This window comes from Marinomonas profundi, assembly GCF_020694005.1.
In the GTDB taxonomy this organism is placed as follows: domain Bacteria; phylum Pseudomonadota; class Gammaproteobacteria; order Pseudomonadales; family Marinomonadaceae; genus Marinomonas; species Marinomonas profundi.
Map to the genome: position 1 here is coordinate 3,421,043 of NZ_CP073013.1, position 26,265 is coordinate 3,447,307.

General features: G+C 44.1%; 30 protein-coding genes. 10 read left to right on the forward strand and 20 right to left on the reverse strand.

Annotation, left to right across the window (positions count from 1 at the left end):
• Positions 1–645 (reverse strand): HAD-IA family hydrolase, encoded by a 645-nt coding sequence (locus J8N69_RS15950; protein WP_168822379.1) that lies wholly within the window; start codon positions 643–645, stop codon positions 1–3.
• Positions 646–712: 67 nt separating this feature from the next.
• Between J8N69_RS15950 and J8N69_RS15955 the strand changes: the two genes are divergently transcribed.
• The 3 genes from J8N69_RS15955 to J8N69_RS15965 all read left to right on the forward strand — a co-directional run bounded on the left by J8N69_RS15955 (position 713) and on the right by J8N69_RS15965 (position 2,266).
• Positions 713–1,129 (forward strand): MaoC family dehydratase, encoded by a 417-nt coding sequence (locus tag J8N69_RS15955; RefSeq protein ID WP_168822378.1) that lies wholly within the window; start codon positions 713–715, stop codon positions 1,127–1,129.
• A 191-nt stretch (positions 1,130–1,320) separates the two neighbouring features.
• On the forward strand, positions 1,321–1,629 hold the full coding sequence (locus J8N69_RS15960; RefSeq protein ID WP_168822377.1) for a hypothetical protein: 309 nt from the start codon (positions 1,321–1,323) through the stop codon (positions 1,627–1,629).
• 43 nt (positions 1,630–1,672) lie between these two features.
• Positions 1,673–2,266: a CBS domain-containing protein gene (locus J8N69_RS15965; RefSeq protein WP_168822376.1), complete on the forward strand. Its 594-nt coding sequence runs from the start codon at positions 1,673–1,675 to the stop codon at positions 2,264–2,266.
• 68 nt (positions 2,267–2,334) lie between these two features.
• Here J8N69_RS15965 and tusA read toward each other — a convergent pair whose 3' ends face one another.
• Together tusA and J8N69_RS15975 are read right to left on the reverse strand one after the other, a co-directional pair.
• A complete protein-coding gene (tusA, locus tag J8N69_RS15970; RefSeq protein ID WP_168822375.1) occupies positions 2,335–2,568 on the reverse strand; it encodes a sulfurtransferase TusA in 234 nt (77 codons plus the stop codon).
• Complete coding sequence (locus J8N69_RS15975; protein WP_168822374.1) at positions 2,565–3,167, reverse strand: alpha/beta family hydrolase; 603 nt, start codon at positions 3,165–3,167, stop codon at positions 2,565–2,567. The genes tusA and J8N69_RS15975 overlap by 4 nt, the downstream gene beginning before the upstream one ends.
• 212 nt (positions 3,168–3,379) lie before the next feature.
• Here J8N69_RS15975 and hemN point away from each other — a divergent pair, with 212 nt between their 5' ends.
• Genes hemN through J8N69_RS15990 form a run of 3 tightly spaced genes read left to right on the forward strand, consistent with a single transcriptional unit; the run spans position 3,380 to position 6,100 of the window.
• Positions 3,380–4,750 (forward strand): oxygen-independent coproporphyrinogen III oxidase, encoded by a 1,371-nt coding sequence (hemN, locus tag J8N69_RS15980; protein WP_168822373.1) that lies wholly within the window; start codon positions 3,380–3,382, stop codon positions 4,748–4,750.
• A gap of 21 nt (positions 4,751–4,771) precedes the next feature.
• Positions 4,772–5,533, forward strand: a complete 762-nt coding sequence (gene fnr / locus J8N69_RS15985) for a fumarate/nitrate reduction transcriptional regulator Fnr (protein WP_168822372.1) — start codon at positions 4,772–4,774, stop codon at positions 5,531–5,533.
• 24 nt (positions 5,534–5,557) lie between these two features.
• The gene (locus J8N69_RS15990) at positions 5,558–6,100 is read left to right on the forward strand and encodes an adenine phosphoribosyltransferase (RefSeq protein ID WP_168822371.1); all 543 of its coding nucleotides are present in this window, start codon (positions 5,558–5,560) and stop codon (positions 6,098–6,100) included.
• A gap of 73 nt (positions 6,101–6,173) precedes the next feature.
• On the opposite strand, the gene J8N69_RS15995 is transcribed toward J8N69_RS15990, so the two are convergent.
• The 4 genes from J8N69_RS15995 to J8N69_RS16010 all read right to left on the reverse strand — a co-directional run bounded on the left by J8N69_RS15995 (position 6,174) and on the right by J8N69_RS16010 (position 9,995).
• Entirely contained in the window at positions 6,174–6,740 is a 567-nt protein-coding gene (locus J8N69_RS15995) for a YfaZ family outer membrane protein (protein WP_168822370.1), read from the reverse strand.
• A 10-nt stretch (positions 6,741–6,750) separates the two neighbouring features.
• Positions 6,751–7,590 carry a tRNA 2-thiocytidine(32) synthetase TtcA gene (ttcA, locus tag J8N69_RS16000; RefSeq protein WP_168822369.1) on the reverse strand — a complete coding sequence of 280 codons (840 nt, stop codon included), beginning with the start codon at positions 7,588–7,590 and terminating at the stop codon, positions 6,751–6,753.
• A gap of 129 nt (positions 7,591–7,719) precedes the next feature.
• Complete coding sequence (locus J8N69_RS16005; protein WP_168822368.1) at positions 7,720–8,238, reverse strand: SprT family zinc-dependent metalloprotease; 519 nt, start codon at positions 8,236–8,238, stop codon at positions 7,720–7,722.
• A complete protein-coding gene (locus J8N69_RS16010) occupies positions 8,229–9,995 on the reverse strand; it encodes a RecQ family ATP-dependent DNA helicase (protein ID WP_168822367.1) in 1,767 nt (588 codons plus the stop codon). The genes J8N69_RS16005 and J8N69_RS16010 overlap by 10 nt, the downstream gene beginning before the upstream one ends.
• Before the next feature lie 96 nt (positions 9,996–10,091).
• Here J8N69_RS16010 and J8N69_RS16015 point away from each other — a divergent pair, with 96 nt between their 5' ends.
• Positions 10,092–10,733, forward strand: a complete 642-nt coding sequence (locus tag J8N69_RS16015) for a UPF0149 family protein (protein ID WP_168822366.1) — start codon at positions 10,092–10,094, stop codon at positions 10,731–10,733.
• A gap of 23 nt (positions 10,734–10,756) precedes the next feature.
• Here J8N69_RS16015 and J8N69_RS16020 read toward each other — a convergent pair whose 3' ends face one another.
• From J8N69_RS16020 to J8N69_RS16050, 7 genes are read right to left on the reverse strand one after another with little or no spacing between them, the layout of a single operon-like run.
• Positions 10,757–11,908, reverse strand: coding sequence for a fused response regulator/phosphatase (locus J8N69_RS16020; protein WP_168822365.1), 1,152 nt, complete (start codon positions 11,906–11,908; stop codon positions 10,757–10,759).
• An 11-nt stretch (positions 11,909–11,919) separates the two neighbouring features.
• Positions 11,920–12,222 carry an STAS domain-containing protein gene (locus tag J8N69_RS16025; protein WP_168822364.1) on the reverse strand — a complete coding sequence of 101 codons (303 nt, stop codon included), beginning with the start codon at positions 12,220–12,222 and terminating at the stop codon, positions 11,920–11,922.
• A gap of 29 nt (positions 12,223–12,251) precedes the next feature.
• Complete coding sequence (locus J8N69_RS16030) at positions 12,252–12,557, reverse strand: BolA family protein (protein ID WP_168822363.1); 306 nt, start codon at positions 12,555–12,557, stop codon at positions 12,252–12,254.
• A gap of 11 nt (positions 12,558–12,568) precedes the next feature.
• A complete protein-coding gene (locus J8N69_RS16035; protein WP_168822362.1) occupies positions 12,569–15,985 on the reverse strand; it encodes an SbcC/MukB-like Walker B domain-containing protein in 3,417 nt (1,138 codons plus the stop codon).
• Between the two features lie 9 nt (positions 15,986–15,994).
• Entirely contained in the window at positions 15,995–16,666 is a 672-nt protein-coding gene (locus tag J8N69_RS16040; RefSeq protein WP_168822361.1) for a DUF4194 domain-containing protein, read from the reverse strand.
• A complete protein-coding gene (locus J8N69_RS16045; protein ID WP_168822360.1) occupies positions 16,660–18,057 on the reverse strand; it encodes a Wadjet anti-phage system protein JetA family protein in 1,398 nt (465 codons plus the stop codon). The genes J8N69_RS16040 and J8N69_RS16045 overlap by 7 nt, the downstream gene beginning before the upstream one ends.
• 39 nt (positions 18,058–18,096) lie before the next feature.
• Complete coding sequence (locus tag J8N69_RS16050) at positions 18,097–18,504, reverse strand: sirohydrochlorin chelatase (RefSeq protein WP_168822359.1); 408 nt, start codon at positions 18,502–18,504, stop codon at positions 18,097–18,099.
• A gap of 167 nt (positions 18,505–18,671) precedes the next feature.
• Between J8N69_RS16050 and J8N69_RS16055 the strand changes: the two genes are divergently transcribed.
• The gene (locus tag J8N69_RS16055; RefSeq protein ID WP_168822358.1) at positions 18,672–19,562 is read left to right on the forward strand and encodes a TIGR01777 family oxidoreductase; all 891 of its coding nucleotides are present in this window, start codon (positions 18,672–18,674) and stop codon (positions 19,560–19,562) included.
• Between the two features lie 12 nt (positions 19,563–19,574).
• Here the strand turns inward: J8N69_RS16055 and J8N69_RS16060 are convergent, their stop codons facing one another.
• From J8N69_RS16060 to J8N69_RS16085, 6 genes are all read right to left on the reverse strand, one after another.
• On the reverse strand, positions 19,575–20,096 hold the full coding sequence (locus tag J8N69_RS16060; protein WP_168822357.1) for a DNA topoisomerase family protein: 522 nt from the start codon (positions 20,094–20,096) through the stop codon (positions 19,575–19,577).
• A 17-nt stretch (positions 20,097–20,113) separates the two neighbouring features.
• Entirely contained in the window at positions 20,114–20,482 is a 369-nt protein-coding gene (locus tag J8N69_RS16065) for a hypothetical protein (RefSeq protein ID WP_211084810.1), read from the reverse strand.
• Positions 20,479–21,219, reverse strand: coding sequence for an HAD family hydrolase (locus tag J8N69_RS16070; protein WP_168822356.1), 741 nt, complete (start codon positions 21,217–21,219; stop codon positions 20,479–20,481). The genes J8N69_RS16065 and J8N69_RS16070 overlap by 4 nt, the downstream gene beginning before the upstream one ends.
• 1 nt (position 21,220) lies before the next feature.
• Positions 21,221–22,213: a ferrochelatase gene (hemH, locus tag J8N69_RS16075; RefSeq protein WP_168822355.1), complete on the reverse strand. Its 993-nt coding sequence runs from the start codon at positions 22,211–22,213 to the stop codon at positions 21,221–21,223.
• Positions 22,214–22,333: 120 nt separating this feature from the next.
• On the reverse strand, positions 22,334–23,116 hold the full coding sequence (locus J8N69_RS16080; RefSeq protein WP_168822354.1) for a sulfite exporter TauE/SafE family protein: 783 nt from the start codon (positions 23,114–23,116) through the stop codon (positions 22,334–22,336).
• A 132-nt stretch (positions 23,117–23,248) separates the two neighbouring features.
• Positions 23,249–24,184 carry a chemotaxis protein CheV gene (locus J8N69_RS16085; protein WP_168822353.1) on the reverse strand — a complete coding sequence of 312 codons (936 nt, stop codon included), beginning with the start codon at positions 24,182–24,184 and terminating at the stop codon, positions 23,249–23,251.
• 114 nt (positions 24,185–24,298) lie between these two features.
• Between J8N69_RS16085 and J8N69_RS16090 the strand changes: the two genes are divergently transcribed.
• Together J8N69_RS16090 and J8N69_RS16095 are read left to right on the forward strand one after the other, a co-directional pair.
• A complete protein-coding gene (locus tag J8N69_RS16090) occupies positions 24,299–25,483 on the forward strand; it encodes an EAL and HDOD domain-containing protein (protein WP_168822352.1) in 1,185 nt (394 codons plus the stop codon).
• Positions 25,480–26,256: a TatD family hydrolase gene (locus J8N69_RS16095; protein ID WP_168822351.1), complete on the forward strand. Its 777-nt coding sequence runs from the start codon at positions 25,480–25,482 to the stop codon at positions 26,254–26,256. The genes J8N69_RS16090 and J8N69_RS16095 overlap by 4 nt, the downstream gene beginning before the upstream one ends.
• Positions 26,257–26,265 lie beyond the last annotated feature (9 nt).

A 26,265-nucleotide genomic window follows, 5' to 3' on the forward strand; every position in this document is an offset into this window, starting at 1 on the left:
CTATAACCCTAGAATGGTTGATAATTGATTGAAATGATTGATTAGCGCGTGTGGCTGACACGCTCTAAGGCGATCTTCATGGTGTGCGCCATAAGTAACACCAATACTTTTCATTCCCGCATTGGTTGCCATGTTTAAATCGTATTCGGTATCACCAATCATCATCGCGTGCTCAGGTAAAATGTCCAGCTCGGCCAGTATTTGCTCTAGCATCAACGGGTGTGGTTTAGACAAGCTTTCGTCAGCACAGCGAGTGGTTGAAAAATAGGACGATGTATTGGTTAACGCCATGATTCGGTCTAACCCTCTGCGGCTTTTACCTGTGGCGACTGCCATGGTTATGTTAGCGGCTTGAAGCTTATTTAACATCTCAATGACACTGGGGTAAGCCTGTGGCGGTGTTTGATCTGAGGCGACATAAATGCGTTTGTAGTGCTCAACGATGACGTTTTGGTCTTTGGTAGACAGCTCCGGCCAAACCACATCAATCGCTTTATCGAGGGATAACCCAATGATATTTTTTATGTCGTCTTTTGTTCTCGATGGTGCATTTGACAAATGAGCGGCTTGCAGCATGCTGTGACATATCGTGTCGATGGAATCGAATAAGGTACCATCCCAATCAAAAATTACTAACTTAACCATAGATACCTCTTAAGAATAATCCGGCGAAAGTGTACCATAACCGAAAATGACAAAATAAGGATTGGTAATGACGACTGGCTATACATTAGAGCAACTTTCCATCGATCAAAGTGTTGAATACCGTAAAGTGGTTACGGAAGCAGATGTGCATGCGTTTGCCGCTGTAACAGGCGACACAAACCCTGTCCATTTGGATGCTGAGTACGCGGCAACCACGTCTTTTGGGCAGCCTATTGCTCACGGCATGCTGACAGCTGGCTTTATCTCTGCGGCTATTGGGACCCAGTTACCTGGGCCTGGCTGCATTTATCTAGAGCAAACACTGAAGTTTCGCGCTCCCGTTTTTATTGGGCAAGAAGTAGTGACGACAGTAACGGTTACGGACATTAATGAACGCCGTCGCCGCGCAACATTAAAAACAGTGTGTGAATGTGACGGAAAAGTGGTGGTAACCGGTGAAGCCACTATTATGTTACCCGCCTAAAGCGACATGCTCTCAATAACCCCTAAAAAGGTGCGCGCCCTCTTTCTCTATGACTTCGCGCCTTTTTTGGTCACAAATTGCCTGATCGTGTAAAAAACACTATTTTGTTAAAAAAGACTGGGATTTATAGAATGGCAGGCTTATATTTAATAAGTACAAATTACTAAGTGTAAAATACTTTAGGTGCCTAGGTGAAAATTCAATTACTCATGATCATTGCTCTGATTGCATCGTCTTTACTGACGATTTCTCAGCGCGCTAATGCTCAAGAAGTAACGAAATTTCGCTGGTTAGAACCTACCGTAGATCAAAGATACTGCGAAGTCGCTGTCCCAGATCAAGACAAGAGTTCAGACAGCAGTAATCACATTGGCCCTCATGCGTTTTTATTATCCCCCGCTAAACTGTTTGTCCCCTCTTTAAATGATTATCAACGCCAGCCACAAAATAAGGTTGTTGGTAACGCAAACCCAAGAGCACCACCGTTTTCGCTGATATAACCACCCTCTGTTCTATTTATTTTATTTTTATTGGGGTTCTATTATGAAAACACTTACTTATGTTTCTACAAAAGATGTTACCGATCTTACTTGGCCGATTACTACCGCGAATGTAAATCTTTATTCTCCTGCTTTGTCTGTTTTTACTGATTTTCAGAAAGCCGGCCCTAGGGTGATTGAATCCAGCACTCGCGCTGATGAATTGGTCTTGCTGATGAAAAAAGAGCATGTTCGCATGAAAGTCGTGGTCGATGCGGAGAATCATTTTATTGGTGTCGTTAGCCTTGAAGATTTGTCCGAAGATGTGTTTATTAAGCAGGTTGCAAACGGTTTCCAGCGCTCAGAGTTAATGGTGGCTGACTTGATGAGAGCAAAAGAAGCACTGCTTGCCTTGTCTTACACATCGCTTAAAAACTCAGACATTGAATCCTTGCTTTTTAGTCAGCGAAACAACCAGTTTCAGCACTTATTAGTGATTGATGAAGACACAAAGGCAATACGTGGATTAATTTCATCAAACGACGTCGCTCGTCAACTGAGATTGGATATCGATGTCGGCTTTTCGAACTTTGAGCAGATCTACCACAGCGCAATTCTTGGACAAAAGGATCAAGCCAAAAAGCTGAAAGTAGCGTGATTCTCTCAAATTTTTCTTAACTAAACCCCCTGGCTCTTAACTATTTTAAGGGCTGGGGATTTTTTTGGTTATGAGTCTTTCTTTTCTATCCAGTACGTATAAATATCCCCTTCTTGCTGTTGATCTAGCAATTTATGCCCCAGAAACTGGCAAAATTTTGGGATGTCTCGCGTTGTTGATGGGTCTGTCGCGACGACTTTTAAAACTTCTTTTGCCGTGAGTTTTCGCATTTCTACATGCAGCATCATTACAGGTTCAGGGCAAAGTAAGCCCTTGGCATCAAGCTGTGCTTGGTGATTCATGGTATTTCTCTTCGTTGTATGTTGTTGACTAGCCAGTGTTGGGTGGCAATGGCCACCTCATTAATGGTATCTGCTAGGTTCTTATTATATTTTTTTAATACCTTAAAGTCATGATCCGCCCCATCGACCCAGATTATATCAATGTTTTCTGGCAGCGTTTGCTGATTAACCCAGTCTTGGTTTCCTAATGAATCTCTTGTTCCTTGAATAATCAAACAAGGAACTTGTAGATCAGCAAGAAAAGACAATCTGTTTTTCTCCGGCTTACCCGCAGGGTAAAAAGGAAATCCAAAACAAACAATCGCTTTTACCATAGGTAAATGAGATAGCTGTGTCGCCACTCTTCCTCCCATTGATTTTCCGGCCACAATACAGGCTTCTTCATGTTCAACATAATGGCGATATTCTGGAATAAGCGTATCGAACTTCGGTGGTGGTCGTTTTTTTGCTGAGCGCTCTTGTTCTTGCATATAGGAAAACGTAACAGGGATCACCGCCTGCTGCCTTTGCCGTGAAATGGCCGCCGCAAGTTGCGTCAAAAAATCATTGTTATGGCCAGCGCCAGCGCCGTGAGCTAGGTAAAAAGCAAGAGAGGTCATTATTAGCGATACGATGTTAAAAAGATGACACTATTAAAGCAGATTCGCTCAGACGTTAGAACCTGATCAGGGCGCTTTTCCATCAACCTTGGCGTGATGAACCCCAATCAAAGGGGTTATTTGATCTCAGTGTGATATCCCTTGATCTGGATCAGAAAGTGCCGATCCTCTAGGGGGTAAACTGCTATTAGAAATTTTAATAGGAAGACATCATGATCTGGGATTCTGAACTGATTAGTAAGTACGATTTATCAGGGCCACGTTACACCTCCTACCCAACGGCGCCGCAATTTGATTCGACTATCAGTAAAATTGCTTTGGTTGATAAAATGCTGATGCCCTCCAAATCACCGCTCAGCTTGTATTTCCACATCCCATTTTGCGCTCATCTTTGCTATTACTGTGCATGCAACAAAATAGTGACTAAACAGTATGGCAAAGGCGCCGAATACGTTGAGTTATTAGGCGAAGAAATGAGATTGCGCAGTTTGATGTTAGATCATACAAGGAAGGTGACACAGCTGCACTTTGGTGGTGGCACTCCAACTTTTCTTACCGAGGATTTGATCGAAAGCCTGTTTGGCACGATTAAGCAGTATTTTAATCTCGTTAATGATGGGAGCCAAGACTACAGCATTGAAATTGATCCTAGGGAAATCAGCCATTCTAAACTGGCTTTGTTGACCGCAATGGGAATAAATAGAATTAGCATCGGCATTCAAGACTTTGATGCTGGCGTGCAGAAAGCGATACACCGAATTCAGCCCATTAATCTTGTTGCCGATCTTGTGTCTTATGCGCGAGAACTGAATATAAATTCGATTAATTTTGATTTGATTTACGGCCTACCGAACCAATCTCTGGGCGGTTTTCGAAGTACCTTAGAGAAGGTGGTTGAATTATCACCTGAGCGCATTTCACTGTTTAATTACGCACATCTGCCAGAACGTTTTCGAGCCCAAAAACGCATCCTTGAGACAAGTTTGCCAACCTCTAGTTTGAAGCTTGATTTGCTGAAAATGAGCATTGAATATTTAGTCAATGCAGGCTATCAATACATTGGCATGGATCATTTTGCCAAACCCAATGACAGCCTGTTTCAAGCCCAAAAAAATGGTCAATTACAACGCAATTTCCAAGGCTACACCACACATGCGGATACCGACTTAGTTGCTTTTGGCGTGTCGGCAATCAGTAATTTAAACGGGGTTTATATCCAAAATCACACGGATTTACCTTTGTTCAGACGCTGTATTGAAAAAGGCCAACTTGCCATTGCAAAGGGGTATATTAGCAACATTGATGATAAGATTCGCCATCAAGTGATTATGACACTTATCTCTCAGTTTGAGCTAAATACTGCCATTATCGAGCACTCATACGGGATTCGATTCTTTGATTATTTCTCACAGGAAGTAGACAATCTAATGCCGATGATCGAAGATGGTATACTAGAAATTCATAATGATGGACTGCAGGTCAGTATTAAAGTGACAGAGCGTGGTAGATTACTCATTCGTTGTGTTTGTATGGTTTTCGATAAGTATCTAAATGGCGCCATAGAATATTCAAAAGTTATATAGATCAAGATCAGGGAGATTTACATGTCAATGACACACGCACACTCACGATTTAACAGTACACTCACCTCGCAATGTCAAAGTTGTAGCTTGAGCGCCCTCTGTCTTCCCATTGCCTTAGCGGATGAAGACATCAATAAGTTAGATCAAATTATTGAGCGAAAAAAACCGCTGAAAAAAGGCGAGTTTTTATTCCGCCAAGGAGACGTATTTGATTCTGTCTTTGCGGTTCGTTCTGGCACGTTAAAAACGTTTAATATTACCTCGTACGGAGAAGAGCAAATAACCGGTTTCTATTGCCCAAGTGAATTGGTGGGGCTCAGCGGTATTGACTCTAATGCCTACCCGGTATCAGCAAAAGCGCTAGAAACAACCACAGTATGTGAAATCCCTTTTAGCCGATTAGAAGAATTATCAGCCCAAATTCCTTCTATGCGACATCAGCTGTTTAAAGTGATGAGCCGGAAAATATCCGATGATCAGCAAATGATGGTGTTGCTGGGGAAAAAGAACGCCGATGAGAAAGTGGCGTCTTTTTTACTTAACCTCTCTAATCGCTTTAAAAGACGAGGCTACTCAGCCAGTGCTTTTCGGCTTTCAATGTCACGCGGTGAAATGGGCAACTACCTAGGCCTAGCGGTTGAAACGGTAAGCCGAGTGATTACTCGTTTTCAAAAAAATGAACTGATCCACGTAGATGGTAAGGAAATTGAAATAATCGATTTCCCTGAAATACAAAAACTCGTTGGGGTTGCGAATGATTGTGGTAAAATCACGCCTATTTGATTGATAAATTAAGGCGATACCAACATGCTGTACGACGATTTTTACGTTAAGTCACTGATTCAAACGATAGAAGACTGGCCAAAACAAGGCATTAGCTTTCGAGACATTACGCCTATTTTCAGTGATCCTAAAGGTATGAGAATGGTAGTTGATGCGTATGTGCATCGCTATATTGCTAGTGATATTACACACATCGCCTGCATCGATGCGCGTGGTTTTTTAATTGCAGCGGTGCTGGCCTATGAGCTGCAAAAGCCTCTTATCTTGGTGCGTAAAAAAGGCAAACTTCCTGGTAAAACCATTTCACAAAAATACGCTTTAGAGTACGGCGAAGCAGAACTAGAAATTCAAGAAGGCGCCGTTAAGCAAGGCGACGAAGTGCTATTATTTGATGATTTGATTGCAACGGGTGGCACTCTCTTTGCCGCCATAAAACTGTTGACTAAGCAAGGAGCAAACATCAAAGAAGTGGCCGCCATTATTGACCTTCCTGATCTTGGTGGTAGCCAAAAACTAAGGGATAGCGACGTGCCTGTCTTTAGTCTTTGCGCCTATGACGGTGATTGATTAGTATCAGTGAAGAAAACTAAAAAAGGTGGCCTGAGCCACCTTTTTTGTTGATCAAAACGATAGTCTTGCTTTAAAAATCGACCGTCGCACCGACAGAAAGACCTTTATCAATTTCTTTACGGCTATTGTCGTCATAAACTGTCACTGTTCTACCATAACGAACAAACGCACGCGCATTGCGCATTGTCATGTACTCAAGACGAATATCATAGGTATACATGTGGTCTAAGTTTGATATCGCCAATACTTCCGGGGAATAGTATGCAGAACCATAAATACTAAGGCGATTGGCTTGTTGTAGGGTGTATCGGTACCAACCACCTAAAGCAAGAGCAACAGATAAGTCGTCATTATCATTGTCTAAATCGGCATCGATAGCGTACAAACGAATCCCAAGGCCAACTTGCAGCGGTCCGCTAGTGTCTGAGTCTTCAACGGTAACGCCAATATGTGCGGTTGACGTATTGGCCTCATCATTATGTGTAATGCCACTGTTAATGCCGAACGACCCCATGTTTAAATTAATATCACCTTGCACCGTATTATTGGTTAAGCTAACGCCAGCAGTGGACGCGTTGACGATAGAAGACCCTAGAATGCCGGCGGTTAATAGTAGTGCTTTATGTGTCAGGTTCATGTCTATTTTCCTATAATGAAATTATATTTAGTCGGTCAAAGGCGGCAGGCGACTGCTTCAACCCTTTAAAATCAAATAGTGTTGCGTCTGCCAAATGAGATGGCACTACGTTTCGAATAGCAGAGAACATGGTTTCTGTTCTGCCAGGGAATTCTTTTTCCCATTTATGTAGCATGTCTTTGACAACTTGTCTTTGTAGGTTTTCTTGCGAACCACAAAGGTTACAAGGAATAATGGGGTATTCTTTCATCAAAGCAAACTCTTCAATGTCTGATTCTTTGCAATACGCCAAAGGCCGAATAACCACATGCTTACCATCATCGCTCAACAGTTTTGGTGGCATAGATTTTAACTTTCCGCCAAAAAACATGTTTAAAAATAACGTTTCAAGAATGTCATCTCGGTGATGGCCAAGGGCAATTTTGGTTGCGCCAATTTCCTCAGCAAAGCCATACAGAGAGCCACGGCGTAAACGAGAGCATAAACCACAGGTGGTTTTCCCTTCAGGTACGATCTCTTTTACTATGCTGTAGGTATCGCGCTCTAAAATATGAAAGTCTACACCGAGTTCTTCTAAATAAGCCGGCAAAATATGCTCAGGAAAACCTGGCTGCTTCTGATCTAGATTAACGGCAACGATGCTAAATTGAATCGGTGCACTGGCTTGTAGATTAAGCAAAATCTCAAGCATGGTATAAGAGTCTTTCCCACCCGATAAACAGACCATTACTTTATCGCCATCTTCAATCATATTGAAGTCAGCAATGGCTTGGCCTGTTAATCTACGAAGGCGTTTTTGGAGCTTGTTGAGCTCTAATTTTTCTTTAGGTCGAGTCGATAAATCCATCATAAATACGCTATAAACAAAACGCGCTTATAGTACTATAAGGATAAAAGTATCGCATCAAAAATGGATGATTTAAGCGTAATCCGTACGGAAAATTACTATTTTTGTGCTTTTTTAGCCTTTAATTGAACATTAAGGCGTCATGAATTGTAAGCTCGAGCGACACTTTTTACAGACATACTCAGTCCCCCGCTGTGCTCTGGTGTGGCGCTGTTTGGTAAATTGATGTTTTTGGCAAGCACAGCGGTACTCATAATTGTGTTTTTGTGGCGGCACATCAAAAGTATGCGTCCTGCTTGGCCTAATGCCATAGACCCTGAACATCACAGCCTGCCACTCTTTGCCATGCGGTTTAACCGAATTGCCATAGATTTGGAAAACAATGATGTGCGCGACTTCATGGGGAACGACCGTGCTAAGAAATTCCACAGAGTCTTGCAAATACATAAAGTAGTTAAAGCGGAGTTCGTTTTTTTGTAGGTGTGCGGTGCCAGCGGCTCGTCCTCTTTGCTTAAAGTTACAGGATGAGCGCTTAAATCTAGTGCCGAAAAAAGTGTCCGCTTGGCTAAAGCACTGATTGACTTGATCGACAATAATACTGAGCGGATCGGCTTCATCATTCAATGCCGTTTCACTTGACGTTAAGAGCATGCAGTACTGACCTCTTTTAAATCAACCTCGTGAATAAGCTTCATTAAGGGATCGGCAAAGTCAGCTAAGCCTTCTTTTGACAGCCCAGTCAAGCGGCTTAATGACGCGAGGGAGCGGGGCTTATGCAAACAAATCAGCCTAAGCTGAGCATCCGTTAAGCTTGCTTTTCCGTAAGCATATTTCCAAGCCAACACCTTATGCCAATGCACACTATTAAGTGTCAATTGATCTTCTTGCAGCGCGGGGTAATAGTGCTCACTGGGAATAATAACCTGTGCTTTGCCCTGTAAAACCGCTCGAGATTGCTCATTAATGTGCAGCGTAAAAACACTTGCGGTTCCTACACTAATGTATTCATAGGCGATTAAATGCCGAATGAGCGATTTCCACTGGGCTTCATTTAATTCTTTGCCTTTACCAAATAAAGGCGATGATTCCGCCTTTATTGCACTAACAGCTTTGTTTTTCTTACCTAGCAAAATAGCAACGAGCACTGAAAAAGCTTGAAGACCCTTGGTATGATAAATCAGTGATAAGAGTTTTTGACTGGCCGTTGTTACATTCTGCTCTGACGAAGTGGTAAGGCAGCGATCACAATGATTGCAAGCCGCAAGCGTTTCGCCAAAATGCGCCAACAAATTCTGACGACGGCAGCCTCTTCCTTCTAAAATACGGAATAGACTACCGAGGCGCTGACCGTCTTGCTCGACAGCGGAAGCTTGTAGAGCAATAAGCTGCTGTGCTTGAAGCATGTCTTGTAAACCATACAGCAATAGAGATTTGGCGGGACGCCCATCTCGCCCTGCTCTGCCGACCTCTTGAAAATAGGCTTCCGGGCTATTCGGTAAATCTAAATGAACCACAAATCGAACATGAGGAATATCGATTCCCATCCCATAAGCCGTGGTTGCCACCATAATAGCGCCATATTGCTGGGTAAAAATGGTATGGTTTTTTTGCTTGTCCGCGTCACTCATCGCGGCGTGGTAACTCAAGCTAGGCAATCCCAAGGCTGATAACCAAGCCGCTAATTGTTCTGTTTTCTTCCTTGAACGACAGTAGATAATGCCCGTTTCGCCTGGCACTTCATGATGCAAAAAATACAAAATTTGCTGTTTAGATTTTCTTTTTTGTGCAATATGCAGCTTAATGTTGGCACGATCAAAGCTGCTTTTCATTACCAAGCAATGGGTAAGTCGTAACGACTCCTGAATGGTTGTCGTCGTTGTTTGATCAACGGTTCCGGTGAGCGCAATAATAGGCACGCCGGGGAAAGAGGTTTTAAGCTGACCAAGCTGACTGTATTCGGGCCGGAAAAAGCCGCCCCATTGAGAAATACAATGCGCTTCGTCGATCGCAAATAGCGAAATGTCGACACTGTGAAGAAAGCCGATAACAGACGGCTGAACCAGTTTTTCGGGAGATAGGTACAGCAGATCAATGCGCTGATGTCGCAATGCCCAGATGAGATCATCTTGTTCGCCTGGGTTTAACGTAGAATTGAGAAACCTCGCGTGAATGCCTTTAGCGTTTAATGCTGTCACTTGCTGAGTCATCAGTGACAGTAATGGACTGACAATTACCGCAACGCCACGTCGCATCAGTCCTGCCGCCTGATACACCAGAGATTTCCCGCCACCGGTCGGCGCCGCAAGCAAAACGTCTCGACCAGAGCACAAGGCATCGATTGCCTCTTCTTGCAATGGACGATAATGGGAATAACCTAAACGTGAAAGTGTTTGTTTCTTAAGATTCATTTGCTAATTATCTCTTAACACTGTGCTTTCTGCATCGATTTTTCACCTTAATTTCGCTAAAATCGATACCTTAATTCGTATTAGGGAAACATTTGCATGGCACACCAACCTCTTGATGATCTTGAGTTAGAGACGTTAGAAAGTTTTTTGGAGTCAGACCAAGTTCATGAAGAATGTCAGAACTTTGTGATGGCACATGGTTTTTTGACGGCATTGTCTATTTGTCCTGTTCCGACCTCTGAAGAAACCTGGTTACCGGTTATTTTTGAAGACACACCAAAGTTTAACGATGAAAAACAAGAGAAACAAATACGTCAGTATCTCTCTCGTCTTTTGGTCGACATTCAACAAGAGCTAGAGTCGGAAGATGGCTTCATGGTGCCCTGTGAACTTGAAATGGGGAGCTCAGCAGAAGAGTTGAGTGAGTTACAAGAATGGGCCAGCGGGTTTATGGAAGGTGTGTTCATGACCGAACATCACTGGTTTGAAGCTGAGAAGGAAGACGTGGTTGCCGAGCTTTTATTGCCTATCATGGTCGCGTCTGATCTGTTTGACGATGAAGAAGTTACTGAGATTAGAGCCAGTGAGAAGCTAACGAATTCATGCATTGCGCAAATACCAGAAGTGGTCACAGACTTATTTTTAGTGTTGCGAACAGAGCCGGAAAAGCGTCCATTTCCCAAGCCGCAGGTAAAAAACCAAGGTAACAAAAATAAGAAAAAAGGCGGTAAGAAGTAATAGCCCATACAACCAGTTTGCTGTTATGGCAAGCTGGTGTTTCTTAAGGCGACCAGCGTGATATCGTCTAACTGTTCAGATTCTCCCCTGTATTCTGCCAAGCTCTTTTCGGTGATTTGTTGCGCTACCGTAAGATTTTTTTCGGCATAAGCGTGCGCAATCAGCTTTCTAGTTTCCTCGCCTCCTAACATTTTATGATGGCTATTTTTGAGTTCCAAAACGCCGTCAGAAATAATAATCAATGTGTCACCTGTATTTAACGAATCAGTTTGTAAATCAGACTCAAACTCTGCTGCACTAAGCACACCCAGTGGCATATGAGTGGATCGTAAAAAATCAACCTGGCCACAAGCCCGACGAATATACGCATTGGGCATGCCACCGCCCCAGTATGTCATATCACCATGGTTAGAAAGTAAGAGAAGGTAACCGGCACAAAACATGTAATCGGGCAAAATGCTGAAAAGCACCCTATTGATTTGTGCTGCAAGTTCGTTGACCGCTATTAGGTCATCAACCGCATCAAAAAACACCTGAGTAACGGGCAAGGCACCAATCGACGCCGGCAGGCCATGTCCAGTAAAGTCGCCAACAAAAACCAGGCGCGCGCCATCCGAACGGGTTTTTACCAGCGCTAAGTCACCGTTAAAGCTGGCGGCTGACAGTCGCGTAATGGCCACGTTGGCTGAGTTTTTTTCACATCGAGTTTGAATATGATCAAGCACATGGTGGGCCATTTCATGCTCTCGTTCTATCATTGCTTGATAATAGGTAAGCGCTTTATTCTTGCGATACATCTCTTGCATTAACGCCACATGACTCATGTGTGTTTTGAGTCGAATATTGAAGAGAACTTCATTAAATGGCTTTGGAAGGAAATCGTCGGCGCCGGCTTTAAAGCATTTATCCATCACCGATTCGGTGGTATGAGAAGCAAGAAAAATCATTGGCACAAAACGTTGAGCTGACAAGGACTTGAGTTTTTTCACCAAATCAATGCCACTTCCACCTTTAATCAGAACATCCAAGGTGACAATGTCTGGAGCGTACTCCACGAAAGCTAAAATGGCTTCCTCGTAACTGGCGACACTGATAACGCTGACGTTTTCTTTTTCTGCACATAACGAGATAATTTCGCGATATACGAGCTCACTGTCTACGCATAATAGCTTCATTCATCTGACCTTTATTGAATGTCAAAGCGTTTATCAAAACGAGAAATCAATAGAATATTCTTGATAAATGAATTGGCGCCTTGCAATTCGATTGGACTGTCTCGTGGTATGGCATTTCTCATGCTTAACAGCATGCCAAGCGCAGCGCTGTCCAAGTACTCAATCATACTCATATCGACGGTATAGCGCCCATAGTGCTTTGGAAGCTCGACATAAGCGGCCCGAAAATCATTAAATAACGAGAAATCAAAGCTCCCAACGATCTTGATAGTGACCTTGTTTTCAGTGTCATTAATATTAACGGAAATGCTCATCTATTTAACCGAGTGGGGGGAGATTCCCCCTACTCGCCTCCATGACATTGCGGTGATGACGGCGCCATTGCTTGTCGCTCATGCCATTCTTTCAGCGTATACAAGTGCATGGCAAGCGCATGAATTTGCGTCATCTCAGTCTGTAATACAGCATAAATAAGCTGATGGCGCTGGACTAGGCGCTTACCGTCGAACACATCACTGACCAGAACCAGCTTGAAGTGAGACTCGCTGCCCTCAGGGACATTGTGTTTATGACTCTCGTTTTCAAGCGTCATAAACGCGACGTCTATTTTATCATTGATGCTTTTCTCAATGTGTGACTGTATGCTCATACTTTCCTCTACTAGGCTGGCGTTAATGCGTGTTCATACTGCCCGTTAATCAATGTCTGTCCCTTTTCCTTTGGATAAGCCACGTCGATTGATACCGCACCACCCTCACGCCATACACTGATAATAGTATCCATATTGGCGGCCATAACCGCCCGTTTGTCATCGGGCGCTGCGGCAATAACCTGCAGACCAATGTCTTTCATAAAGCCCATACAGGTCGATGTTTTTACCATGTCTATCTTATTAAACGCTTCATCAAACATCGCCAACGAAAAGCCGCCGACAATGTCCCCATCCATGGTTTCGTGTAAGCGATAGGTTGTTGAAAGCGCGGCTGCAATGGCCAAATAAAATGGAATTTGATGCTCGCCGCCAGAACCTGTTTGGATACGCTGACTCAAGGTGGTTTTTTTGTTGCCTTCGGCGTCCAAAATATCCACTTCGAAGTTATAGAATTTTCGATAGTCAGCTAAGTCTTGCTGTTTTTCTTCGTCTGATATCAGCTCTTGAATCGCGGTTATGGCACGAATATGTTCGGGATCGTCGCTTAAATGTGGGTCAAATAACCCGCCGACATTTGCTTGGTCTTGGGCGCTAAAACGCTCTACCAAGTCTAAAATATCTTTCATGTCGCCATTAGGGTAATAACGGAATTGATAAATTTCTTGGTTAAATGGGCGGCGTTTGAGACTGTGATTAAGCTCACGAATAATATGCGCCACTTGATCTAAGGAGTCCTTTAACTTAGAAACATAGTCGGAACGGAAGGTTTCTTCCGCTTCTTTACGAGCCAATTCGGCACGCTTGGCGTATTTTGCTAATTCAGTTTCACTCAAAATGTTGATTTGATAGGAAACATAATGCTCGAACTCTTCGAATTTAGATTCTAAATAATCCAGTTGAACGTCATTGTCTAAATTAGCTTGGTGATATTTACCATAATGATCCGCGACTTCTTTACGTACCTTTTGGTCAAAACTACGCGCTTTCTCGCTGGCTTTGTCGGCACGGCTAATGGCTTCTTTATAAATTGCGGCGCCATTTACCATGCTATTTTCCAGCAATGAATAACGCTCACTGGCAAATTCTGCATCGTATTTTGGATTAGAGGTTAAACGATTTCGTTCTTCATCGAGCGCAGCCAATGCAGAGCTAAGTTGGCTTTTCTGCGTATTTAACGCCCCAAACTGCTCTGCAATCTGCTGGCGTTCACGGTCTAGTTTCTTGCGTTCCAGTTCCACATTGGCAATGCGCGATTTAAGCTCTTCAATGCGTTCTTGAAGCTCAGTGTCGTCGTGCTTTTGCAGTTGCATAATGTCCGCTTCGACCGACTCAAGCTCCTGCGCCAAACGCGTCACTGTGTGACTCGCGCTGCCAATACTTTCTGCATCAAACTGGTTGTTAGCGATAACCCGCCCCAGCAAGGAATCGGCTTGCTCAAGGCGCTGATCCGCTTTAAGGAAGTTCATCAGTTCGCCGCTAAGACTCGCCAATTGCTTCTCGCGCGATTCACGCATGCCTTCGGTATTGATCCCCACCATCATATGCGGCACAAAACGGATGGTCGAAATCGTCCCTGCCAGTTTTAACATGCCATCTGCCGTCATGGCGCTGTCTTCACGCAGCAACTCACGTTCTGTGTCTACTGGCTTAATGCCGCCCAAACGACGGTTTAAATAGGCTTGAGCATGGTCATTATTGCAACGGATAAAACGCAAAGCCGAGTTATTATCACCACGGTTCAACCAAAGTCGAGTTTGCGTGGTATCAACAACGCGACAGCCCATTAATTGGCGACGGTGGGCGCGGAATATGCGAATAGACTCTTCAGCGTCTTCGGGCTCTACAATTAAAGCTTCACGCTGAGCGCCAAGGTAACCTTCAATCGCATCTTGCCATTTACGGTCAGTGACTTCCGCTAAATGACTTAAGGGTGTCGCGGTAATATTGGCGTCTTTTAGCAGTGCAATAAGGCGTTTGGTGTTCTGAGAAAGCGGGCTAACCCCCCCTTTGAGCGAAGAAACGTCTGACTCTAGCTGCTTACATTCGTCTTTCAGGTTCAGGATGGTGCGGTTTAGCTCAGAACGTTGCGCAAAAACTTGGGTCTTTTCCTTATCCAACAGGTCATTCAGGGCGATGAGTTTTTGCGTCAACGGTTTCAGGTTGCCTTCAACACGCCCTTCTTCGGTAATTAAACCATTGAAAGCGGCAAATTCTTTCACCAAGGCCACGGTTTCTTTCGACAACAAATCCTCAAAAGAATTAAGCGCCGATAGCAGTAACGTCAGTTGGCGTACTTGCAAAATAGCTTTTTGATCTTGTTGCCCTTGTAGCGTCAATAATTTTTTATTTTGCTCAAGTTGCTGCAGCTTTAGACCGACATCCGAATGTTCGTATTGCTGCTCAAAACGCAGCAATTGCCCTTGTAATTGCTTTAATAAGCTACCTTGGGTGGCCAGCTCTTCTTCAATTTCTTCTTCGCGCTCTTTTTGCAGTTCGTATTGATCTTGGATATCGTCTTGTTTGCTACCCAACTCGTCAAAACGCGCTTCCGTGGCGATCCATTGATAATTGATCGCACTTTGTTCCTGCTGATGCTTTTTCTCGCAATCTAGTTGAATAAGTTTGAGGTCATCAATGCGTTTTGATACTTCAAGGGTTTTGGCTTCCAAATGGCGATATTCATGTAAGGATTTTTGGTAAGCTCCCACTTGAAGCGGCGCTTCCGCTAAAACAAAATCTTGCACAAAGCGTGTTGGCGAAGCAATTGGCACGAATTTCAAGGCGTTTTTGAAGTTTTTCAAAAAGCTGTCAAGGGTGATTAATTGATCTGCACTGGGGCTTAATTCTTCAAGATAGCGATTGATGTATTGGGTCGCTGAGGCACTGCCCGATTTAATATAGGGGTCCAGACAGACCTTCTTCATGGCTTCGCGTACTTCAATCCAAGGTTTGGCTTGGTAGCTCTTGCCTTCCATTGCGTCGATAAAATCTGACTTTTTAGCACCAAAATGCGGTAGCACAAAACGCCCAAGCACATCTTCTTCTGGCGACGCTAACGATGCGCTCAATGCCAAACCGACGGTGGACTCATTGCCAGTGATGCTGTCTTCAAACACCAAGGCGAGATAACTGGTGGCGTCTTGTCTTGGTTGTGTGCCAAAGGCTTTGGCATTCGCTTGGCCTGAGTCTATCATCCCCAAAATGTAAGAGCGTATGCTGCGGCCACTGGCTTTGCCATCATTGGCGCTGGCGTTATAATTTAGATGGCGCTTACTGGCACCGGTTAACACGGTTTGAATCGCATCAAGCAATGACGACTTACCAGAACCCGTTGGCCCGACAATGGCGGTATTACCACGAATATTAATTTCTTCCGCACCCAGTAGGTACCAATTTACTAATACGATTCGATTTAGCTTTTTCATATTTTGGTCCTAGTCCTGAGTGGTTTCTGGCATTTTTTCTGTTTCTATTGACGCGTTTGACTCTACTAGCGCGTTTGACTCGGCGATATCGTCTTCATCCGGGTCCGTGCCATTAAAAGACTCAAGCTGTCTCAAGTAGGCTTCTGTCACAATTAGCCTGACCACAGGGGTGATGTTAATCATCTGGTTTTTACTGTCTTCTTCGTAAGACTTACCACGAATGACGATGCCGTGGCGGCTAAACAAGGCCAAAATATCTTTAAAACGGGTTTCGTTAGGGATTTCCCGTTTAACCAGCTGTACAAATCTATCCAAAATCGCGTGTGTATTGGTTGCAACAAAGCCGTTATCTACTTCGAAGTTTTCTATTTTTTCTTCATAAATCTGACGCAGCACCAATAAAAACAGAGTTTCATCGGTTTTTAAGCGCACAAACGCTTCTTTTTGCACCGGCAAGACGCCAGCAAGGCGTTCATTTTCGTTTATATAGAGTTTCATGCCGAGCGCGTCGAATAGGTTGTCAAAGTAATCCTGATAAGACTCTAACAACAAATAATGCTTCCGCTGGCCATGTTTGTAGGCGCTAGCGAATTGGTTTGCCATCACGAAGTTTGCTGTCTGTTGGAATTCTTGAGCGTCTTTTCCAGACTCTTCAATGACCTTTTTTAATTCTCTCAGCATGACGCTTTGCTCCTACGCACGACATTAAACTCTCGACATTCAACAAAATCGTGCACATCCAGATATTGATTGGTGAAGTGTATTTCAAATAAATCTTCTATTTTCTTGGCGCTTACACCCAGAGAACCGACATAACGCAAATGGTCAAAACAGACAAAATCTTCGACCGATTCAATGGTGAAGTCCAAGATATGTTTGCTACTTTCCGATGCCATCTGTTTTTCTAGATAACTTTGTATCTTGGGAATGGTAACTTGTCGGGCTTCATGGAAGCGACGCTGTTGGTCGCGTATCCTGATGGCGTCGGCTGATACTTCTGCTGGCGTCATCACTCGAGGCGGTGGTGGTTCTCGTCGTTTACTCGGTTGGGCAGCGGAAGCCACACCAACAAAACGAGCCCCAATGACTTGCTTTAAAACCGGTAAGGTTTCGTATTTAGCAATATCGCTAATGATACCAGCGACTTTATTGGCCATACCTGGACGCGAGCTATCCATATAACGAGCGGTATCCGCCGCACGTTTTTCTAATCGATAGCGGTATTCGTCAATCCGCTCTAAGCGTTGCTCTATGTTACTAAAGGTGAGAATAATATCGCGGCAATCTTTTTCAACCATGGCTTGCGCTTCCGCCATGCTAATCAGCTGCTGATCCACGTAGCACTGAGCCACTTGCCTCATGGTTTCTGGCGTGCCCAAAAACTCCTGGGTGAGCTCTAAAATTTGGCGGCGAAAGCGAAAAGGGTTATTGCTGGTTTTGATGGTTTTGTAATCGGCAATCAATATGCCCTCTACAAACAAATCAAAAAATCCCGCCACAATGGCTTTTGGATCTCGACTGGCAAAAAGCTCACGCTGCAAACTACGAATACCCAGCAAAATCTGATTCAAATGCGCCGAAAAATCTCTGGAAGCCTCCGCAGACTGACGCAAGGTCACGCCACGCTCTTTGGGGTGTTTGGCGACGGCTTCTAAGTTGCTAAGAATGCTTAATACGGTCGCACCATAGTTACGCTTACCATGTCGACTGATTTCAACCAACGAACGCAGCAACATGGAAATTTGCGGCGTCATAAGCACACTGACGCGATACAGTTCTTGCTCTTCCACTAACCAGCCAGTATTGACCAAACGATGGTAAATACGCAGGGCGTAATCGTGAATGGTCTTGGGGGAATCAAAGGACTCTTTTTGCTCATCGTGCCAAGCAAGCGTGTCTAGCTTATGCAGCGTGTCTTCGATTGATTCGATGATGGTTGATTTGTCTTTTATCGGGTCTTCTGCGTGATCGTAAAAAACCTCCGCCAGATCATTGAGGACGGCTTCAATCAGTGCTCTATTAGAGCCGCTTAATGCCTGAAATATTTCATCGGGTAAGTGTCTAAATAGCATTCAGCCCGCTCCATGAATAAACCAAAAACAATTGCATTGTTAAACCTTACCTAAATGATTGGCTATCACGGCCTGCATGGCCTGTTTGATCCGCTCATCATCACCGATGGGCGGCAGCAATTTAATGTCTAAGCCATCGGTTTGTAATGCGGCTATTTGTTCTGGTACATCTTGTCTTAGATGACGACCAACGGCTAAAAAAAGCGGTAACACACCAATCTGACGGACCTCTTTTCCCAGCGTGGCGATAACGTCTTCAAGAGAAGGTGAAGTCAGTTCCATATACGCCAAACTGACGTTGCCTTCACCATAGGTTTGGCTCACTTGATGATAGAGTGATTCGAAAGGCTGTTTCCAAAGAGGGTCTGGGCTTCCATGGGCAAGAAGAATGATGTGATCGTATTCTTTGCGTAGCATTTTGATACCTAATGTTTCTCGATTCCCCATTTTAGCCATCCTATACTAGAAAAAGAAGGTGCAGAGTAAAAAACCTTAAAATCTTCTCAGCAAAGTAAGCAAAAAGCAGGCTATCACGTTTATTTTAGAAGTGATTGATCTTATTTCTTTTTTGGCTCGTAACACGACAAACGATTGCAACACATAAGGCAGATAGTATGAAGATTCTAATATCAGGGGCAACGGGATTCATTGGTCGTTTTTTGCTCGACGCGCTGTTACCAAAAGATCACCAGATTTATGCTTTGGTAAGGTCGATTCCCGACCGTCGGCTAGGCCCTGACATCATTCAATTAACCTGCTCGACCTTAAATGCGTTAGATGAACAAATCGATGTGTTTATTAATTTGGCGGGGGAAAATATTGCCAGTCGCCCTTGGACAGAAAAACGTAAAAAAGCCTTATTCGATAGCCGGGTATTATTAACAAACACCATTCACAAGGCGTTCAGATATCCGCCAAAATGCGTTATATCCATGTCTGCGGTTGGCTTTTATGGTGTCGCCAGAGAGGATATTTTTAACGAAGAAACACCACCAAAATCGGGCTTCTCCCATGAACTTTGCGCCGCCTGGGAAGAGGCAGCAATGGCGTTTAGCCGCGCTGAAACCCGCGTTACTGTGTTGCGTTTAGGCGTGGTGCTTGGTGTTGGCGGTGCCTTAGAAAAAATGCGCCTGCCCTTTTTGTGTGGACTTGGAGGCCCCATTGCCGATGGAAAGCAGTGGTTTCCATGGGTGCATATTGATGATGTTATCAAGGCGATTATGCTTGCCATGACAGATCAAGCTTATGCGGGTGCATACAATCTGGTGGCTCCCGAGCAAATACAGCAAAAACACTTTGCTAAATGCTTCGCGGCTGCATTAAAACGCCCTGCTCTTTTGACGACGCCAAAGTGGGCGCTGGCGTTGATTTTTGGTGAAATGGCGAGCCTGTTAACCCAAGGGGCCAGAGTGATTCCGCAACGCCTAGAAGAGCAAGGCTTCAAATTTACCTTTAAGCAAATAGACAAGGCTTTGCTGGACATTGAAAAGCGCCACTCTATATAAATGGAAGGTAAATTAAGCGGAGGGGCGTTTTTTCTTTAGAACGGGTAAACCTTTGTCGTCGTTTAACGTATTTGTACACTTAGGGTAGGTAATGCAGCCCCAAAAATAGCTATTTTTACTTTTTTTCCTAACCAAGTAATGACCGCACACACGACAAGGGTATTTCTTAGTACTCGAAGGAACGCCGTTGTCGTCCTCTACTGTTACTTTGCATTCTGGATAAGTAGAACAGCCCCAAAAAGTATTATCTTTGAAGGTTTTTTTTCTTAAAGGAGATTGGCAGGCGGGACAAAGATAACGCTTTGCTCTAACAGGCTTGCCATTTTCATGGTTCGCCGTGTAGTTGCAGATAGGATAAGATTCACAACCCCAAAAATCACCATTGGCGCCCGTTTTTAACACCAGTAAATGATCGCATTTTGGGCAACGGTAGCGCACTTTGGCTGATTTGATATGGGCATCAGCCTGCTCCAAGAACTCTTGTTCCCAGTGACTAGCGGGCAACCCTGGTACTTTACTGTCTTTATCCTGCACACGCGTTACTCGTCATTTTACTTTTTATCTTTATAGCAAAGCGCACTGTCTTCTTTGCAATCTTCTTGCCCTGCTAGGTTTCGGATTTTTGAGGCGCCTTTTTTCGCACTGTCTGCGGTTGCGGCGCCAGCCTCTTTCATTTTATCCCAAACAATAGCGCTGGTTTCTTTGGTGTTTTCCGATGCTTTTCGACCAAATTCAGCGGCTTTCTTACCCACTTCTGAGGCTTTTTCAGACGTGCTGTTTGCTATTTCAATGGTAGTCGCCTTGGTTTTTCCCCATAGCTCCACAGCGCCGCCTTTGGCTTTATTTAGGGCACTGTCGTCGGCTTGAGCCAAGGTTGATATTAAAACAAGGGAAGCAATTATCGCTTTTAAATAATTCATAATATGGCCTTATGGTTGTCAAAAGAAGGTTGTTGTAACCAGTCGAGCAGCTGCTCGATATCACGAAGTGAGGCAAGCTGTGGATAGCGCAATAACGTATAATCGGTTACTTGTTCGTGCTCCCATGTACTGTGATAGGGAATATGAAGCGCTTGAGCGCCAATATCTAATACGGGCAAAATATCCGATTTTAGCGAGTTCCCTACCATCAGGAAATTTTCCACAAAGATCGCATGACGCTGCAATATTTGTTGATAAGCGTCTGCTGTCTTATTGCTGACAATCTCAATCGTATCAAATTGGTCTGCAATCCCCGAGCGCGCTAATTTGCTTTCCTGATCAAGCAGATCGCCTTTGGTAATTACCAACAAACGATATTCTCCTTGCAGCGCAGACAATACCTTAGCAACGTTGGGTAAAAGCTCTACAGGCGACGATAGCATACATTTTGCCAGCTGCATGATTTCATGTATTTCACTGCCTGTTATCCTACCTTCTGTCAATTCAATGGCGGTTTCTATCATCGACAGCGTGAAACCTTTAATGCCATAACCAAAGTGCTGTAAGTTTTCGATTTGCACTTCCGCTAAATGGGAGCGTACATAGTTTTCATCATGGTAAGGTAAAAGCAGGTTGATAAACTCATCCTGCGCATGGATAAAAATATCTTCATTTCGCCAAAGAGTGTCATCTGCGTCAAAGGCTATAGTCTGAATGTTTGCCGCGCTAATCGTCATGCTATTTCCACTGTTTGGTATTTTGTTCAATTAAATCAACATAAAGTGCGATCTGATCTGCTGAGTCGTTCAAGGCAGGAATGTAGTCAAACGCCACGCCGCCATTGTGTTTAAATTCATCACCAAGCTCTAGTGTGACTTCCTCAAGAGTTTCAATGCAATCAATGGAAAAGGCAGGACTGATAACATTGATTTTTTTGACGCCCATCGATGGCAAAGCCCTTAGTGTGACATCGGCGTAAGGTTTTAACCATTCCTCGCGACCAAATCTTGATTGATAAACATGCGTCCATTCATGATCGCCCAGCTCAAGCTCTTCAGCCACCAGCCGACTGGTTGTCTCACAGCGTCGGGCATAAGGGTCACCATTAGTGACATAACGTTTGGGGATGCCATGATAAGAAAGTACAAGGTGGCGACGCTCTCCTTGCTTATCCCATTGGGCGCGAACAGAATTGGCAAGCGCCTTAATGTACATGGGGTGATCGGCATAATCGTGTAATAGCTGCAGTGATGGCCAATGAGGACAGTTTTTTAATGCACGCATTAATCTATCATAAGCGGCGGCCGTCGTGGTCGCGGAAAACTGCGGATACATAGGTAACACAAGGATATTTTTAACCCCTTGATCTCTTAGTTTTTGAGCGGCACTTTCAACACTTGGATTTCCGTAGGTCATGGCCAGTGCAACCGGAACGTTATGGCCTGTTTTTTCGCTCAACTCAGCTTGCAGTTTATCGCGTAAACGTTGACTAAAAACCAGCAAAGGTGAGCCCTCCTCCATCCACACTTGTTGATAGATCTTAGCCACTTTAGGAGGGCGTAGGGCCAAGATAACTAAATTAAGAATGGGTTTCCAAATCAATGGATTAAGGTCAACAACACGAGCATCAGACAAAAACTCTCGAAGATAACGGCGAACATCTGGCGTTTTAGGTGCATCAGGCGTGCCTAGATTCATTATCAATACGCCATAGTGACTCGTGTTTTTCATGGGATACCTTTTGGTTTGAATGATTGACTCATTATAGGCAATTAAAATGGGGACAATTATGAAAATAGCAAGCTAATTCAGCCGAGCTTCTATGCCATGTTAACGTAAAGTAAGGCGCGCCTATGGAATCCACAAACGCAACAAAGACAGTACCGCATAGACCACAAAACTGATGGATAAAACGCGTTTGTCTAGTGCATTGCCTCGCTGACGGCAAAGCCAATAAAAAAACAAATGACTAGCAGCCAAAATACACGCCGAAGGCAAATGCACGGCACCCGCAAAGCCACCCAACCCCATGTTATCGACGTTTTTTGCAGGATAAATAAACCCCACCATAGCGGCGATCGAAGCAAACACCACTAAACCATCTACGGTGCCTTGCCTCTGCCCTGCTTTTGTCTTGTTGAGTGTGCAAAGGCCTTTTGCCAGCACGCTCCCACAATTGGCAGACAACAGCGATAACGTACCGACAAGCAAACCAACGGGTAAGTGAGCTAGCTTAGGGATAGCAATCGCCCGACGGCTTTCTATTTTTGCCTGAAACAGAATATGAATCACCGCGACCGCTGCGATGAAAGAAAAGGCCAGATTAAAAACCACCATGTTTATCAGCGACAAGAGTTGGGCGCCAATGACGCCTCCCATCGCGATACCTGGGGCAAAGTTAATTAAACTCTGCGAATCCACTTCCCCTTGCTGCATTGCTTTAACCCAAGTGTAAAGGTGTGCTGGAATAAACGCGACAATACAGGTTGCAACCGCTGGGAGCATTAATGCTTGAAAAGAGAGATCGAACACCGGAAGAAAGAAATAGAGAGCCGGTATCGCAATTAACGCTGGCGCGACATAAATCATCGATGAAATAGCCCCTGTCGCAGCGCCCATAAAAATTAACAACAAGATCCATTCAATCGTTAGCATAAAAAAGGGTATTAGACTCCTGAATAGCCAAATAAGGTTAAAAAACACGCTTAAAAAAAGCAGACATGGGTCTGCTTTTTACCGAAATCTTATAATAAGCCTATCCGTAAATTATTCTCGTTCAACCACACTGCGAATTCTGTCTTGAATCAGAGTCGCTAATTTATCAGGCTGAAACTTTGACAAAAAATCATCGCAGCCCACTTTTTGCACCATGGCTTTATTGAAACTGCCACTGAGTGAAGTGTGTAAAACAATATGAAGGTCTTTTAGTCTAGGGTCTTCACGTACTTCACGGGTCAAACGATAACCGTCCATCTCTGGCATTTCTGCATCGGTAATCATCATGAGTAGTTTTTCGGGTACTATTTCACCGTCATCGGCCCATTTTTTTAGTTTTTCAAGGCCGCGCTTACCATCAGTGGCCTCATGAACGGTAATGCCCATGAAGTCTAATGTTGATCGACACTGTGCTAAACCAACAGAAGAGTCGTCGACCACTAAGACCTCCATCCCTTTGGCAAGCTCCAGTAAGCCCTTGTCTATTACCTCGTCACTGACTGTGCTGTCATAAGGCGAAATTTCAGCTAAGACTTTCTCAACGTCAATTATTTCAACGATTCGGTCGTTCACTCGTGTGATGGCGGTCAAATAGTGTTGGCGCCCTGCGCCATCTGGTGGGGGTAAGATTTCGTTCCAATTCATATTGATGATTCGGTCTACCTCACCCACCATAAAGCCTTGGACGCTATTATTGTATTCCGTCACGATCAAATTGCACGGCTGAGAACGATCAATCGGCCTCATGCCAATCGATTCGGACAAGTCTATAACCGGAACGGTTCTTCCTCTAAAGTGAGTGACACCAGCAACAGAGGGATGCCTGTGCGGCATAAGGTTCAGTTTTGGCAGCATGACTACCTCCTGAACCTTAAACACGTTGATTGCAAACATTTGCATACCACCAAGACGGAACATCAATAGCTCCAAGCGATTCTCACCCACCAACTTGGTTCTTTGGTCTACCGCGTCTAACATGCTTGCCATACGTTACTCCAAACATTTTAAAATTAAGGCATTAATCCATTATAACCATGATATTGTATTCGGCTAAATGTTACAGTATTTTTTTTGAGCCGACTCTTCTTCTAAGGATAATGAATGGAGAATAATGATGTACTTTTTTGCCGCAAAGCGATCGTCAACCGTTTATCAAAGGTTATAGCTTACTACATAATGCACCCAAGCAATGCGATACAAGAACATGATATGGCGTTTTTAAGCGCCTTGTTTGTTGATGTAAACCTTGACGAGATAACGCAGCAAAAAACGCTATTCATTCAAAGTAATTTAGAGGAAATGAGCGCCCTACCGCCACACCCCAAAAGCCCAGTGGTGATCTTCATCAGCGCGGCTAGCTTTACCGAAGCACACCTCGATCTACTTTCTGAACTGCGCCTTCAGGGTTATCAATTGGGTATTATAAACCCGACCTTAGACTCCCTTTCAGTGACGGTAATGAGTAATTTTTCTTATGCTGTATTTGACCTAAATTGCTTGCACATTAGTGACATTACTACCTGGAGTAACACAGAGTTATTGCGCCATAAAAAAGTATGGGTAAATAACATAGAAAACGCGGAACAGTTTCGTCAACTAGAAGAAAGCATTCCAGAAGGGGTTTTCAGCGGCAACTTTATTGGTAAAGTCACCCCGATTAAAGGCAAACGCATTTTAGCGTATAAGGCCATCTTAATTGATTTGCTGGTGGCGCTGAATCAGCATAAATCGTCCCCTCGCGAATTAGCAGACTGTATAGAACGGGATCCGACATTAACCTATCGCATCATTAAGCTGACTCACAGTGTTTTATACCGCAGTCAATTCAACGTCACTAATGCACAACGCGCTGTCGAAATAATAGGCATACGAGACCTCATAAAGTGGGTTGGCGTGGTGATGTTAGGAAGTGTTTTAGGCAAGCCAAACTGTCTTTTTTCGATGGCGGTTTCAAGAGCTTTCTTTTGCCAAAACCTTTCCACCGCTTTATTTCCTAAACTAGAAGGTGCGTTTTTAGTGGGCTTGTTTTCTTATCTACCCAGTTTTTTTGATGAAGAGCTGCCCGTTTTGTTAAAAGACTTACCGCTTGACACTAATATCAAGTCGGCTTTATTAGAGTACAAAGGGAGTTTGGGAGGGATTTTAAAAATAGTCGAAGCATACGAAGCTGGGCGCTGGGAAAGAATCCCCTTTGACAAGCTTGCCCATAAGGGGATATCAAAGCAATCGATTAAAGCGCTATACATTGAAAGCTTAAAAAACGCTCGCGGAATGGAGGGAATATGATAGATATTGGCGTCAATATTAACCATAGTATCTTCCTTGACGATCTTGATAACACGCTCTTTGAAATGCAAAAAGCGGGTGTTAACGGCATGGTTTGCATTGCATCCGACTTCAATGAAAGTCAGAAAATTCAAGCATTGAGCCAAACCCACTCGAGCATATGGAACACCTTGGGCTGCCATCCACACCAAGCCAAAACATGGAGTGCGAAAAGTAAGGCTGATTTCTCCACGCTGATTCAAGCCGCTAGACCCGTTGCCATTGGCGAAACAGGGTTGGATTTTAATCGCAACTATTCAACGCCTGATGAACAATTTTACGCCTTTAATGAACAAATAGAATTGGCACTTGAGCACCAACTGCCCTTGTATCTTCACGAACGTGATGCTCATAACGAGATGATCGCCATCCTTAAACAGCATCCAGAATTGGCGCAACAATCCGTTATTCATTGCTTTACGGGGAGCCGAGCGGAACTGGATAATTATTTGACCTTAGGGCTGTACATTGGCATTACAGGCTGGGTCTGTGACGAACGCCGAGGCGCGGATTTACAAGCTTCTATCCCGCATATTCCATTGAATAGATTACTGCTAGAAACCGATGCGCCCTACCTTCTACCCAGAAATATTCGACCGCGTCCAAAGAAAAATCATCCCAAATATTTGCCTTGGGTGGCTCAAGAAGTCGCTAGGCTAAAAGGCATTTCGGTGGATGAATTGGCAAAAACAAGCATCAAAAATACCGAAAACCTGTTTGGCGTTCGCGTTTAAAGCCAGCAA